Here is a 13068-nt window from a genome sequence, read left to right as displayed (position 1 = left end):
ATCCAGCAGCACCCACGCGGCATCGCCGCACGACGAGGAGAACGGCCATGACCACCCCCCTTCACGCCGACGTGTGCATCGTCGACGGCCGCGTGTTCGACGGCAGAGTCGGGACAGCGGACACCGCCGTCGCCATCCGCGACGGCCGCATCCTGGCGATCGGATCGGATGCCGAGATCCGCGCGCTCGTCGGCCCCGAGACCCGAGTCGTCGACGCCGCGGGCGGCGGCATCCTCCCCGGCTTCGTCGATGCGCACATCCACGCGGCGTTCGCCGGCGTCGAGCGGCTCAGCTGCGATCTGACCGGCGCCGCGAGCGTCGACGACACTCTCGCGATGATCGCCCGCGCGGCCGAGACGACGGACACCGACTGGATCACCGGCGGCGGCTGGAGTCATGAGCTGTTCCCGCATCCGACCCGTCAGATGCTCGACGCCATCGTGCCCGACCGCCCCGTGGCGCTGAGCGACGCGGGACACCACACTCTCTGGGTGAACTCGCTCGCCCTGCAGCTCGCCGGCGTCGACCGCGACACCCCGGCCCCGCCGAACGGACACATCCATCACGACGACCAGGGCGATCCGACCGGCTACCTCAACGAGACGGCGGCCGAGCTCGTCGGTCGCGCCATCCCCGCCGCCACGGATGCCGAGATCACCGCGGGACTCCTGAACGCGCAGGAGTTCCTCTGGACGCTCGGCATCACCGGCTGGCACGAGGCGATCCTCGGCGACTACAACGGCAAGGCCGACTGCACCGAGGCCTATCGGTCGACGATCGCCGACGGCTCGCTGCGCAGCCGCACCTCCGGGGCTCTGTGGGTGCGGCCCGGAACCACGGCGTCCGAGGTCCCGGAACTCGTCGAGCGGTTCGTCGCCCTGCGGACCGAGAACGCCGCGGCCGGGTTCGACACGTCGACGGCGAAGGCCATGGTCGACGGTGTGCCGCACGGCGAGACCGCCGCCCTTCTGGAGCCTTACTGCAGCCATGCCGGCAGCGGCGAGCTGCACATCGACGCCGAGGCGCTCGAGGCTCTCGTCGTGTCGCTCGACGCGGTCGGCTTCGCCATGCACCTGCACATCATGGGCGACCGCGGGGTGCGCGTCGCGCTCGCGGCGGTCGAGGCCGCGCGGCGTGCGAACGGCACGGGTCAGCGCCATCACTTCGCCCACCTGTCCATGGTGCATCCCGACGACGCGCGACGGTTCGGTCCCCTCGGCATCACCGCGAACATCCAGGGCCTGTGGGCATCGAACGATCCGGCGGTCGTGCCGATGATCGGCGAGGCGCGCATGCGTGCGGGCTACCCGTTCCGTTCGATCGCCGACAGCGGTGCCGCCCTCGCCATGGGCTCGGACTGGCCGGTCTCGCCGGCCGATCCATGGCTGGCGATCCACGTCGCGGTCAATCGCAGCCTGCCGGGCCCCGACGGACAGCCGAGCGAACCGCTGGACGCGGCACAGCGCCTGACGCTCACCGAGGCTCTCACGGCCTACACGAGCGGATCGGCCGAGTTGGTGCTGGGCGGGGGCGGTCTGCTGCGGGTCGGAGCGCGCGCCGACATCACGGTGTCGAGCGTCGATCCGTTCGCGATCCCCGCCGAAGCCCTCATCGGCGTCAGCACGGCCGTGACGATCGTGGCGGGACACGTGGTCCACGAGTCGGCGTGAGCCCCTCGCGCGACAGGACAGTATTCACCGGATGCTCCGTCGGAGCAGAGATCAGGAGAGATCGATGAAGATCATCATCGTCGGCGCGGGAATCGGCGGACTCGCCGCCGCACTCAGTCTGCATGAAGCGGGGCTGCGCGACATCACCGTGTACGAGCGCAGCGCCGCGATCCGTGGACTCGGCGTCGGCATCAACCTGCTGCCCCACGCGCTGCGGGAGCTCACCGAGCTCGGTGTCGCGGAGACCATCGCCGCGCTGGGCGTCGAGCCGCGGACTCTCGCCTACTTCAACCGGTTCGGGCAGGAGGTGTGGAGTGAGCCTCGCGGCATCGCCGCCGGATACCGATGGCCTCAGCTGTCGGTGCACCGCGGACGACTGCAGCTCGCTCTGCGCGATCTGGCCGACGCACGACTGGCTGAGCCGATCCGTCTCGGGCACCGCCTGACCGACGTCGTCGCGAACGAGGACGGCTCCGAGACCGCACGCTTCGCCACCGACGCCGGCCCGGTCGACGACACCGCGGATGTCATCATCGGCGCCGACGGCATCCACTCCGCGCTGCGCGCGCTGCGCTACCCGGCCGAGGGGGCGCCTCCCTGGAGCGGTCTGACGCTCTGGCGCGGTGTGACCCGCATCCCCGCCTTCCTCGACGGGCGCACCATGATCATGGCGGGTGACGCCGAGCAGAAGTTCGTCGCGTATCCCCTGTCATCGTCTGCGGACGACGGACGGATGCTGGTGAACTTCATCGCGGAACGGCGCGTCGGCGGCTCCGGCGATGCGGACTGGAACCGCGCGGTGGATCCTGCGCCGATCGCCGATCTCTTCCGCGACTGGCGATTCGACTGGCTCGATGTCCCGGGGGCCATCGCCGCGGCCGAGGAGATCCTCGAGTACCCGATGGTCGACCGCGATGCGCTCCCCCGTTGGACCTTCGGTCGGACGACGCTTCTCGGTGATGCGGCGCACGCGATGTACCCGAACGGCTCGAACGGCGGTTCTCAGGCGATCCTGGATGCGCGCACCCTGGCGTTCCACCTGTCGACGGCAGACACCATCGACGAAGGGCTCGCGAGCTACGAGGACGCTCGCCGTCCTGCCATGACGTCGCTGCTCGCCGGAACGCGCGCGACCGGGCCCGAACGCGTCATGCAGCTCGCCTATGAACGCGCCCCCCAGGGGTTCTCCGACATCGACCAGGTCATCCCCGAGGTCGAGCGCGCGAAGATCGCCGCGGACTACAAGGCCGCCGCCGGCTTCCTTCCCTCGATCCTCAACGAGCGTCCGTCGCTCACGCCGAGCCGATGACCGCCGAGCCGAGCGGAGCGGACCGCCATCGCCACGATTCCCTGCCCGCCCCCACCCTGGACATCGCGTTCGACGTGACCGTCGACCTCGGCCCCTTGGAGGACCATCGGGGAACCAGCGCCGGTCACCGCCGCGTCGTGCCGATCCTGGGCGGACGCATCACCGGCGTCGTCGAGGCGGAGATCCTTCCCGGCGGGGCGGACTGGCAGCTGGTCCGCCCCGACGGCACGATCGAGATCGACGGCCGGTACTCCGCGCGGACGACCGACGGCGATCTCCTCCTGCTGCACGCGAAGGGACTGCGAACCGGGCCCGCCGAGGTCCTGGAGCGCCTGGGCCGAGGCGAGGATGTCGATCCGCGCAGCTACTCCTTCCGCACGACGGTCGCCGTGGAGACAGCTGCGCCGTCGCTCGAGCATCTCCAGCGGAGCCTGTTCCTCGCGGTCGCCCGGCGCCGGGCGAGCACCGTGCTGTACCGCGCCTACCGCGTCGGCTGAGCGGCCTCGACCTTCCGCAGGAACCACGCCCGGCGGTCGTGATCGCGACGCAGCCACGGCAGGAACGCCCACCACAGCAGCACGGCCACGGCCGCTCCGCCGATCAGGCCGGCGCACGTGTCGGTGAACCAGTGGGCGTTGATGAGCGTGCGCTGCCACACCATCCCGGCGGCCAGAAGCACGCCGAGAACGATCCAGATGCGCCGTGTCCACACCGCGGATGCCGGGATCAGGGCGAGCACGGTGATGATGATCGCCGCCATGCTCACCGAATGCCCGGAGGGGAAGGAGCCGTGGTCGACCTGCACGAGGGGACCGAACAACCCGGCCACCGTGTCCTCGGCGGGGCGCGGCCTGTCGACGAGGTTCTTGGTGAGCTGCGACAGCAGCCCGGGTCCCGCCAGCTGCACGGCGATCACGAAGAGCGCCGAACGCCACCGTCCCACGAGCACGAGGACCAGCGGCAGAAGGATCATCATCAGCACCGCGCCGGGGAGCTGGCCGAGATGCTGGAACAGCTGGGCGAGCGCGAACGCCGGCACCCAGGAGTCGGGCCCGACGCCGACGGCCCCGCGCCACAGGTCGTCGAGGGCTTGAGTCCACGGGGCATCCGGCGCGGCGAGCACGCCGAGCGCGAGCGCGACGAACGCGACCAGCAGTCCGAGCGCCGTCCACGGCATCCACCGCGGGCGCGCGACCGTCACCGGCCGGGTCGAGGACCCGGCCGTCTCCACGGCGGTCACGACGCGGCACCCAGCAGCGGACGCACCGATGCGTAGGCGTCGGCGATGTCACGCGTGGGCGTGTCGTACACCCGTGCGATCCCGCCTGTCCCGTCGTGTCTCGGCCATCCCGGGTCGCCGCTCGTGATGAACGCGACCGCGGCGCCGTGCAGCTCGTCCGCGAGCTCCTGCGGCGGCTTCGGTCCCGCCAACGGCTCCATCGCCGGGCCGTCGAGGCAGTCGAAGAAGAACGGCACGTCGAGGCAGTGCTCCGCGAATCCGAAGTGGCCGGACGGCCAGGAGAACCGATACAGCCAGGTCGGGGCCGACCCCCGATCCTCGACAACGCGCAGCAGCGCCGCGCGGAACATCCGATCGGTGAGCAGCCGACCGGCGAGACGCGCCTTGCCTCGTCGCGCGACATCGGCGTTCGCGTCGAGATAAGCCTGCCGCGCGCTCTTCGGAAGGCCGAGCCTGGCGAGCAGGAAGCTCTGCGGCACCCAGCGCAGCGCCCGTTCCGCAGCACCCGTGAATGCCATGGTGAACTCGTCGTCGGTCGCGCCGAGCACGAGCGGCTTGTCAGCCCCGACTCCCGCGCGCAGCGACTCCCTCGTCGACCGCGGCAGCAGGTCGCCGTCGATCGACGGCCCCAGCGGCAGCCCCTCGTCGACGATGGCTCCGAGCGACGACGGGCCGAGCTGCGTGGCCTTCTTCTGCAACGCCAGCACGCGTTCCTCGGCGAGCGACGAGAATCCCGCGACCGTCGGCTCGACGCCTGCGGTCGCCGCGAGACCCCGGCCGAACGCCTCGGCACGCTCCGCCGACACATCCGCGAGGGCGCCCGAGACCGCGTAGACACCGTGGAACAGATGCTGCGCCTTCTCCATCCCGAGCAACGTCAGCACCGCGCCACCGCCGGCGGACTGTCCCGCGATGGTCACGCGCGACGGGTCGCCGCCGAACACCGCGATGTTCTGCTGCACCCATTCGAGTGCGAGCAGCCAGTCGCGCACGCCACGGTTCGAGGGCGCATCCTCGATCCAGCCGAAGCCGTCGAAGCCGAGACGGTACGAGATCGACACGGTCACGACGCCGTCGCGGTTGAAGTTGCGGCCGTCGTACCAGGGGCTGGCCGGGGAGCCGGCGAAGTAGCCGCCGCCGTGGATCCAGACGAGCACCGGCAGCCCGGCATCCGGTCCCTCACCGCTGGGCCACTGAGCCTCACCACTGGGCCACTGAGCCTCACCACTGGGTCCCTGAGCTCGTCGAAGGGCAGGCGTGAAGACGTTGACGTTCAGCGTCGACTCCCCGTCGACGCTCGGCTCCGGGATGAGCGTCACGCCGGGGTCGCCCCGCTGCGCGGTCGGCCCGAACTCGAGAGCGTCCCTCACCCCGGCCCACGGGGCCTTCGGCACCGGCGCCTGGAACCGCAACGCGCCCACCGGCGGTTCCGCGAACGGGATGCCGAGGAATGCCGCGGACCGCGGATTCCCCCGCCCACCCGCGGTCGGACGCCAGCGACCTCGCACGCGCCCTGCGGCGGTGGCCACCTCGACGAACTCGGTGTCGGTGTCGGTCATCACAGCATTCTCCTGTTCGTTGCTGAGCATCAGCGCACTCCCTTGATCGGAGCGGTGGCGATCGCGGCGAGGATGACGAACACGATCGCGAACACGAAGAGCGTCGCGTAGCCCCCCAGCGCCGTGATGATCACTCCGCCGATCGCGGGGCTCAGCGCCTGCGGCACGTTGGTCGCGACGTTGAGGATGCCGAGGTCCTTGCCCGCCGAGACCCCCTCGTTCGGCAGCACCTCGGTCATCAGCGCGGCATCCACCGACATGTACAGCCCGAAGCCGATGCCGTTGATGATGCTCATCAGGATCATGCCGGTCATGTTCGGCTGCAGCAGCGGCATCGCGAGCCCCGCCACCATGACGACGGATGCCGCATAGATGAACACCTTGCGGCGGCCGACCTTGTCGCTCCACCAGCCCGAGAGAGCGATCGCGATGAGGGTCGGCACGAAGGCCACGAGCGTGAGCGTGACCACGGCTCCCTGGGCCTCGGCGAGCGGAAGGCCGATGTAGTCGGTGAGCATGTAGAGCTGGTAAGCGCTCACGACGAAGTACCCGAGGATGAGCAGGAAGCGCGCGGCGAAGGCCCAGGCGAAGTCCGGGTGGCGGCGCGGGTCGATCCAGAAGCCCCGGAAGAAGGCGCCCCAGCGGAACGCCTCGACCGCGGCGTCCTTCGACGACCAGTCCCGGTTCACGAGGGCGAACAGCAGGGCGGCGACGATCACCGCACCGCCGAAGACGGAGTACCCGATGCCGATCTGCGCGGCGAAGGCGCCGGCCAGCATGATCCCCACCGTCATGCCGAGCTGGGTCCCGAGACCGATCATGGCACTCGCCCCGCCGCGCTTGGCGCGCGGGAAGCGATCGGCGGTGATGGCGGTCAGCGGCGCCTGGAAGAAGTTGAGGGCGACCTGGATGACGACCCAGAACACCGTGATCCAGAGGATGTCGCTGAGCGAGCCGAGACCGAAGAGGAAGATGCCGCCGACGATCGCGCCGATCACCATCCACGGCACCCGACGACCGAAGCGCGAGCGGGTGCGGTCGCTCAGCGCGCCGACGATCGGCTGCGCGAACAGCGTGAAGACGAACGAGATGGTGGTGACCAGGCCGAGGTTGGCGACCTTGTTCGCCTCGTCGATGAGCAGCACCTGACTCGGCAGCAGGATCGCGATGAGCCCGCCGTACGTGGCGAAGAGGGTGAGCGAGGCGATCAGCAGACTGGGCAGCAGCCTGCGGTTCGCGGGCGGACTGGCGGCGGGTTCGCCCGCCGACGGCGGCGCCGACCGGATGGTCCCGGTCGGTGCGAGTTCGGCGGCGGGGTCGAGCGGGGACACGGACATGTCGGCTCCTCGTTGAGCGGATGCGGAATGAATCCCAAACGTTGTTTGGTATTCATCGGACATCGTGACAGACGCGTCCTCGCGAGCGCAAGTGATTCACGAACGTTGTTTGGTTTTCGTGATCGAGTCGTGACGGATACCCTGGAGCCATGGCGACTCGAGGGGCATACGCGAAGGGCGTCGCCAAGCGCGAGGAGATCCTCGAAGCGGCCCTCGCCGTCGTCGCCGAGCACGGGTATCGCAAGGCCTCGGTGCGGGAGATCGCGGATGCCGCGGGCCTCAGCCCCGCCGGCCTCCTGCACTACTTCGGCACCAAGGAGGAGCTCTTCGTCGCGATCCTCCAGGCGCGCGACGACCGCGACGAGCAGGAGTACGCCGGCGAGGACGTGATCGCGGCCTTCCTCGCGGTGACCCGGCACAACGCCTCTGTCCCCGGACTCGTTCAGCTCTACGCGCAGCTCGCCGCCGAGGCCGGCGACCCCGAGCATCCGGCGCACGACTACTTCCGCGACCGAACCGCACGCGTCGAGAGCTTCACGCTGGCGCAGGTCGCGGCTGATCAGCAGGCGGGCCTGCTGCGCGACGACCTCGATCCGGCGTGGATCGTGCGGACGATGCACGCCCTCGCCGACGGCCTGCAGTCCGCCTGGATGCTGGACCCCACACTCGACATGGCCGCCGAGATCGAGCAGTTCCTCGTGCTGCTGCGCCCGGTCTGACCCGCCTGGCCTCCATCTGCAGGCTCATCTCACGCCCGCAGGTCGAAACCGTCGATCTCGACCTGCACGTGTGCGATCAACCGACGGATGACGGTGGGGGCGGCGCGGCGTTTCGTCTCGCTGCGCTCGCTCAACGACCGGAGGACGAGATGACCTCGGCGTGCGGCATCCGCTCGGTCATCACCCGGACCGCCTCGGGATTGTCGTCGACCAGCACCGCATCGCGGCCGAGCACCGACGCGACCGCCCCGGTCGTACCGCTGCCGGCGAAGAGGTCGAGGACGCGGTCGCCGGGACGACTCGACGCCGTGACGATGCGGCGCAGGATGCCCTCGGGCTTCTGCGTCGGATACCCGGTCTTCTCGCGCCCGGTCGTCGGCACGATCGTGTGCCACCAGACATCGGTGGGGAGCTTGCCCCGGGCCGCCTTCTCCGCCGTCACGAGCCCCGGCGCCATGTACGGCTCACGGTCGACATCCTCGGAGTTGAAGACGTACTCGCGCGGGTTCTTCACGTAGACGAGGATCGTGTCGTGCTTGGTCGGCCAGCGGCGCCGGGACTTCGCCCCGTAGTCGTAGGCCCAGATCAGCTCGTTGAGGAAGCAGTCCCGCCCGAACACCGCATCGAGCATGACCTTCGCGTAGTGCGCCTCGCGGTAGTCGAGGTGCAGGTAGAGGGTGCCGTCGTCGGCGAGGAGCCGCCACGCCTCCTCGAGCCGCGGCATGAGGAACGCCCCGTAGTCGTCGAAGCTGTCGTCGTACGCGCGCAGCATCCCGCGCACCCGCTCGTAGGCGTGCCCGTGGAACCCGTGCCGCACCTCGGTCGCGGCATCCGCGTGTTCGGTATTCAGCAAGACCGGCGCAGAATCGGCCGGCGAGACCCCGTCAGCGGCCGGTTCCCCGGATTCTGACTGAGTTGTGAACGCGCGTCGCGCGGTGACCACCTGCCGCTCCTGCGCGCGACCCGTGTTGAACGGCGGGTCGAGATAGACGAGGGTGAAGGATGCCGCGGGCAGAGACGCCGCGGCGACGAGGTTGTCGCCCTCGATGATCGTGACGGAGCCCTTCGACGCCGGGGCCCCCGAGCCCGTCGAAGGGTCGGTCACGGCACCCGATGCAGCCACGCCTCGGTGGCGAACTTCGACTCCACGAGGGCTTCGGCTGCGGCGTACTCGTCGGGGGCGATCGTGCCCGTCTCGGCATCCGTCAGCGAGCGGAAGGTGTCCTTGAAGCGCTCGATGATCTCGGCGCGGGTCAGCCCGGTCTGGCTGCGCAGCGGGTCGACGCGCTTCGCCGCAGAGGTCGTGCCCTTGTCGCTCAGCTTCTCGCGGCCGATGCGCAGCACCTCGGTCATGGTCTGACCGTCGATGTCATACGAGAGCGTGGCGTGGTGCAGCACCCCGCCGTTCGCGAGGCGCTTCTGCGCGGCGCCGCCGATCTTGCCGGTCGGGCTCGCGATGTCGTTGAGCGGCTGGTACACCGCATCGATCCCGAGCGACCGCAGCGCCTGCAGCACCCAGTCGTCGAGGAACGCATAGGAGTCGGCGAACGTCATGCCCGCGACGAGGGACGCCGGAACGTACAGCGAGTACGTGATGATCTGTCCCGCGGCCATGAGCATGGCCCCGCCGCCGGAGATGCGACGCACGACGTCGAACCCGTGCCGGGCCGCACCCTCGGGGTCGACCTCGTTGCGGTACGACTGGAACGACCCGATGACGACGGCGGACTCGTCCCATTCCCAGATGCGCAGCGTCGGCCGGCGGCGGCCTTCGCCGACCCGCGAGGTGAGCACCTCGTCGAGGGCGAGGTTCATGCGCGGCGAGACGGCCTTGTCGTGCACGATCTCCCAGTCGAAGTCGCGCCAGCCCGGTGCGGTCACCAGTGCGCGGCGCACGGCCGTGCCGACGGCTTCGGGCGTGAAGCCGAGCAGTTGGGCCCCGTCGGGCAGAGCCTCGCGCACCGCGGCGGCGATGACCGTCGCATCCGACTCCACCGCCAGGCCGTTCACGGCGGCGTTGATGTCGTCGAGCGCCGTGTCGGGCTCGAGGAAGAAGTCGCCGGCGAGTCGGAAACGCGCGATCCTGTCGTCTTCGACGTCGAGGTCGACGACGACCAGCTTTCCTCCTGGAACCTTGTATTCACCGTGCACGGTTCCAGCTTAAGGCGCGCCGGGGGCCCGCGGCGGGTCAGCCGCCGAGCACGACGACGCGTTCGCCCGCCCGGATCGGCGTCGAATAGCGGTTGCCCGGCAGCGGAAGCGGGCAGACGAACTGATCCGAGAACGCGCACGGCGGGAGGTAGGCGCGGTTGAAGTCGATGATCGCGGAGCCGTCATCGGCGGGCTCCTCGATCGGGAGGAAGCGGAACCGGTAGGTCTCGAGCCCGTTGGTGCCGTCGGCGAAGACGGCGCTCAGGGTGCCCTGCGAGCTCCGCGTCACGGTCAGCGTATGCGGCGCACCCGCGAGCTCGAAGTGCAGACGTCCCGCGACAGGAGACTCCCGCTCCTCGCCGTCGACCGCGGTGATCACGACCCGCTCGTCGGGCGTCTGCTCGAACCGCGCCGGCAGGCGCCAGCGCTCGTCGGGCGCATAGGCGTCGATCGCCGTGAACCATTCGCGCTGCGGGCGGGACGGGTTCAGCACCCGCAGAGCCAGCGTTCCGTGACGGTCGAAGACGCGCAGCTCCCGCCGCCCGAGCCGGAAGCTCTCGGCACCCCGCAGCGTCACGCTCGCACCGGACTGCCCGAGCTCGCTGCCGCGGATGCCGCCGTCGCCGGTCAGCGCCCAGAGGCCCGGGATGCCGTCCACGGCCGCCGGCATCTCGATGAGCCAGTTCGTCGACTCCAGGGCCGAGGGACCGTACTCCGATCCCGCGAGCCGCTCACGCGCCGCGTGCCAATCGCGCCATTCGCTGACGAAGCTCATCCGACCGCCCTCTCGCGTTCCCGCGGAATGATGGTCCGAATGTAGAACGGCGGCGGCTGCGGCCGCCCGGATGACGTCACGCACCTTCACTGTGCGTAATGTCGCGACTCCGAAGGGAATGCGCGAGCGCTGTGCCGGGTTGCCGCGCGGGTCAGCCGTCCGCGCGCGACGGGAAGCGGCTGTCCAGCCAGGCGAGCACGTCGGCGCGCACCTCGTCCTGCTGCAGCTCGTTGAAGATCTCGTGACGCGCATCGGGGTAGACCAGCGTCGTGACGTCGGCGAGACCGGAACGCGAGCGGTACTCGTCGGCGAGCTTGTGCACGCTGCGGGGTCCGCCCACCGGATCGTCGCGACCGACGAGCAGCAGCATCGGGATGTCGTGGCCCGCCTTCGAGACGAGGTCCTTCGCCGGGCGGCCGTAGAGCTTGGCGGCCTCGATCGGGCCGAAGAGCTTGAGCAGCGGGACGTCGGTGGTGAGCGGGTCCTCATCGAACGCCTCCCACACGGCGGGATCGCGGCTGAGCCACTCGAGGCCGGTCGCACCCTCGTCCTTCGCCCAGCGCGCGTTGAGCGGCGCGGCGTTGAGCGACCCCGGAGTCAGCAGGGCCGATCCGGAGAGGATGACGGCGTCCCAGGCCTCGGGGTGGTGATTGACGAGCTTCTGGGCCAGGAACGATCCCCACGAGTGCCCGAGGAGCACGAGCGGCAGATCGGGGTTCTCGTCGCGGATGATGCCGGTGAGCTGCCAGATCGCGTCTTCGGCCGCGCGGAGTCCGCCCGTGCCGAGACGCCCCAGCCGCGCGGGTCCGCCGTGCTGACGGATGCCGGTGCGGCCGTGGCCGCGATGATCGTCGGCGTACACGACGAATCCGGCATCGGTGAGGGCCTTCGCCAGCACGCCGTATCGGCCGGCGTGCTCGCCGACGCCGTGCAGGAGCTGGACCACTCCTCGGGCCGTCGCGGTGGCCGGATGGACGTCGTAGACGATGGCGATGCCATGGGCGTCGGTGAACTCGCGGGTATCCGTCACGGGGGAGAGCCTACCGACCGCGGGTCGCCGCCGGTTACCGGCCGAGTGCGGCGCAGACCGCGAGCGCCGTGTCGAGGTCGGTGACCTCGTAGCCGCCGACGCCGTCCGCGGCGGAGCCCATGCGCACTCCCCCAACCTCGCGCACCGCCCGCTTCGCGGAGAAGTGGATGGCGTCGACGCCGCTCGCGGCGAGCGCCGGAGCGCTGGCAGCGTCGACCCCGCTGCCGGCCATGACCTCGATCCCGCCCTCGGCGGCGGCGACGAGCATCCGCAGCGTGTCGATGCCGTCGATCGCGACGGATGCTCCGCCGGAGGTGAGCACGCGACGGAGTCCGAGGTCCCTGGCCGTGCGCAGGGTCGCGACCGGATCGGGCGTCACGTCGATCGCGCGGTGGAGGGTGACGGATGCTCCGCCGGCGGCGTCGCGCAGACGCGCCATGGCGTCGACGTCGAGAGAGCCGTCGGCGTCGAGGGCGCCGATCACGACGCCGGCCGCACCGGCGCCGATGGCGCGGCGGACGTCGCGCTCCGAGACCAGGAGCTCGTCCTCGGTGTAGTGGAATCCGCCGGCGCGCGGCCGGATCAGGACGTGCACCTCGGGCCCTCCGGCGCCCGCCGTCTCGACGGCGAGCTCGAGCGTCGCGGGAGACGGCGTGAGTCCACCGAGGGCGAGGGCACTCGCGAGCTCGACGCGCGTCGCGCCGACCTCCGCGGCGATGCGCACTCCGGCGGGGTCCTGCACGGCGATCTCGAGGGCGAGGGTTCGGGTCATCCGACCATTCTGCCGGGTCGCCCTTCCCCTCCTCCAGAAGGTTAGATAGGCTAACTAAGTAATGTCTGCGTCTGATGAATCCCTCCACCTCACCGCCACAGACCTTCGCATGGCCACGTTCCGGCTCGCCCGCCGCCTGCGCTGCGCCCGCGCCGCCGACTCGATGAGCGATGCGCAGCTCGCGGTGCTCGCCGATCTGCGCGTGAACGGACGCCGCACGATCTCGACGCTCGCCGAGCGCGAACGGGTGACCGCGCCCTCGATGACCAGCATCGTGAACGGCCTCGAGGAGCAGGGCTTCGTCGCCAGGACCCCGGATGAAGACGATCGCCGCCGCGTGCAGGTCGACATCACCGACGCGGGGATCGAGATCGTCGTCGAGACCATCCGCCGCCGCGACGAGCTGCTGGCCGACATGCTCCGCGAGGTCGACTACACCGAGGCGGAGCTGGCCACGCTCCGAGAAGCCAGCGCGCTGATGCGACGGGCGGTCGAGCGATGAGCGC

The 13068-nt window shown here is 70.5% G+C and carries 13 protein-coding genes; 5 read left to right on the top strand and 8 right to left on the bottom strand.

Translation table 11 applies throughout. From position 1 onward, the window contains the following. Nucleotides 1-47: 47 nt before the first annotated feature. The 3 genes from DC434_RS03970 (at nt 48) to DC434_RS03960 (ending at nt 3476) form a co-directional block, all read left to right on the top strand. Entirely contained in the window at nt 48-1670 is a 1623-nt protein-coding gene (locus tag DC434_RS03970; RefSeq protein ID WP_116633937.1) for an amidohydrolase, read from the top strand. 64 nt (nt 1671-1734) lie between these two features. Then, entirely contained in the window at nt 1735-2979 is a 1245-nt protein-coding gene (locus DC434_RS03965) for a flavin-dependent oxidoreductase (protein ID WP_116633936.1), read from the top strand. Then, the gene (locus DC434_RS03960; RefSeq protein ID WP_116633935.1) at nt 2976-3476 is read left to right on the top strand and encodes a DUF3237 domain-containing protein; all 501 of its coding nucleotides are present in this window, start codon (nt 2976-2978) and stop codon (nt 3474-3476) included. Before DC434_RS03965 ends, DC434_RS03960 begins: the two co-directional genes overlap by 4 nt. Here DC434_RS03960 and DC434_RS03955 read toward each other — a convergent pair. The 3 genes from DC434_RS03955 to DC434_RS03945 are packed head-to-tail and all read right to left on the bottom strand — an operon-like array spanning nt 3461 to nt 7115. Further along, complete coding sequence (locus tag DC434_RS03955) at nt 3461-4219, bottom strand: phosphatase PAP2 family protein (RefSeq protein WP_133192772.1); 759 nt, start codon at nt 4217-4219, stop codon at nt 3461-3463. The genes DC434_RS03960 and DC434_RS03955 overlap by 16 nt on opposite strands. Continuing rightward, nucleotides 4216-5778, bottom strand: a complete 1563-nt coding sequence (locus tag DC434_RS03950) for a carboxylesterase family protein (protein WP_116634039.1) — start codon at nt 5776-5778, stop codon at nt 4216-4218. Before DC434_RS03950 ends, DC434_RS03955 begins: the two co-directional genes overlap by 4 nt. A gap of 29 nt (nt 5779-5807) precedes the next feature. Beyond that, nucleotides 5808-7115 (bottom strand): MFS transporter, encoded by a 1308-nt coding sequence (locus tag DC434_RS03945; RefSeq protein WP_116633933.1) that lies wholly within the window; start codon nt 7113-7115, stop codon nt 5808-5810. A 149-nt stretch (nt 7116-7264) separates the two neighbouring features. Here DC434_RS03945 and DC434_RS03940 point away from each other — a divergent pair, with 149 nt between their 5' ends. Continuing rightward, nucleotides 7265-7834: a TetR/AcrR family transcriptional regulator gene (locus DC434_RS03940; protein WP_116633932.1), complete on the top strand. Its 570-nt coding sequence runs from the start codon at nt 7265-7267 to the stop codon at nt 7832-7834. A 130-nt stretch (nt 7835-7964) separates the two neighbouring features. Here the strand turns inward: DC434_RS03940 and DC434_RS03935 are convergent, their stop codons facing one another. From DC434_RS03935 to DC434_RS03915, 5 genes are all read right to left on the bottom strand, one after another. Beyond that, entirely contained in the window at nt 7965-8957 is a 993-nt protein-coding gene (locus tag DC434_RS03935; protein WP_116633931.1) for a site-specific DNA-methyltransferase, read from the bottom strand. Continuing rightward, a complete protein-coding gene (locus DC434_RS03930) occupies nt 8936-9985 on the bottom strand; it encodes a biotin/lipoate A/B protein ligase family protein (protein WP_116633930.1) in 1050 nt (349 codons plus the stop codon). The genes DC434_RS03935 and DC434_RS03930 overlap by 22 nt, the downstream gene beginning before the upstream one ends. Nucleotides 9986-10022: 37 nt before the next feature. Continuing rightward, entirely contained in the window at nt 10023-10760 is a 738-nt protein-coding gene (locus tag DC434_RS03925; protein ID WP_116633929.1) for a DUF1684 domain-containing protein, read from the bottom strand. A gap of 151 nt (nt 10761-10911) precedes the next feature. Continuing rightward, nucleotides 10912-11790: an alpha/beta fold hydrolase gene (locus DC434_RS03920; protein ID WP_116633928.1), complete on the bottom strand. Its 879-nt coding sequence runs from the start codon at nt 11788-11790 to the stop codon at nt 10912-10914. A gap of 34 nt (nt 11791-11824) precedes the next feature. After that, entirely contained in the window at nt 11825-12562 is a 738-nt protein-coding gene (locus DC434_RS03915) for a copper homeostasis protein CutC (RefSeq protein ID WP_116633927.1), read from the bottom strand. 61 nt (nt 12563-12623) lie between these two features. On the opposite strand from DC434_RS03915, the gene DC434_RS03910 reads away from it, so the two are divergent. Beyond that, nucleotides 12624-13064 carry a MarR family transcriptional regulator gene (locus DC434_RS03910; protein WP_116633926.1) on the top strand — a complete coding sequence of 147 codons (441 nt, stop codon included), beginning with the start codon at nt 12624-12626 and terminating at the stop codon, nt 13062-13064. The last annotated feature ends 4 nt before the right edge of the window (nt 13065-13068 follow it).

It is taken from the genome of Microbacterium sp. TPD7012, assembly GCF_003075395.1.
Classification (GTDB): Bacteria; Actinomycetota; Actinomycetes; order Actinomycetales; family Microbacteriaceae; genus Microbacterium.
This window is presented reverse-complemented; position numbering and strand designations above follow the sequence as displayed.

Excerpts from the sequence above, each read along its gene's own strand:
- DC434_RS03950 (WP_116634039.1), bottom strand. The coding sequence starts at position 5,778 with ATGACCGACACCGACACCGAGTTCGTCGAGGTGGCCACCGCCGCAGGG.
- DC434_RS03925 (WP_116633929.1), bottom strand. The coding sequence starts at position 10,760 with ATGAGCTTCGTCAGCGAATGGCGCGATTGGCACGCGGCGCGTGAGCGG.
- DC434_RS03965 (WP_116633936.1), top strand. The coding sequence starts at position 1,735 with ATGAAGATCATCATCGTCGGCGCGGGAATCGGCGGACTCGCCGCCGCA.
- DC434_RS03910 (WP_116633926.1), top strand. The coding sequence starts at position 12,624 with ATGTCTGCGTCTGATGAATCCCTCCACCTCACCGCCACAGACCTTCGC.
- DC434_RS03960 (WP_116633935.1), top strand. The coding sequence starts at position 2,976 with ATGACCGCCGAGCCGAGCGGAGCGGACCGCCATCGCCACGATTCCCTG.
- DC434_RS03945 (WP_116633933.1), bottom strand. The coding sequence starts at position 7,115 with ATGTCCGTGTCCCCGCTCGACCCCGCCGCCGAACTCGCACCGACCGGG.
- DC434_RS03915 (WP_116633927.1), bottom strand. The coding sequence starts at position 12,562 with ATGACCCGAACCCTCGCCCTCGAGATCGCCGTGCAGGACCCCGCCGGA.
- DC434_RS03970 (WP_116633937.1), top strand. The coding sequence starts at position 48 with ATGACCACCCCCCTTCACGCCGACGTGTGCATCGTCGACGGCCGCGTG.
- DC434_RS03940 (WP_116633932.1), top strand. The coding sequence starts at position 7,265 with ATGGCGACTCGAGGGGCATACGCGAAGGGCGTCGCCAAGCGCGAGGAG.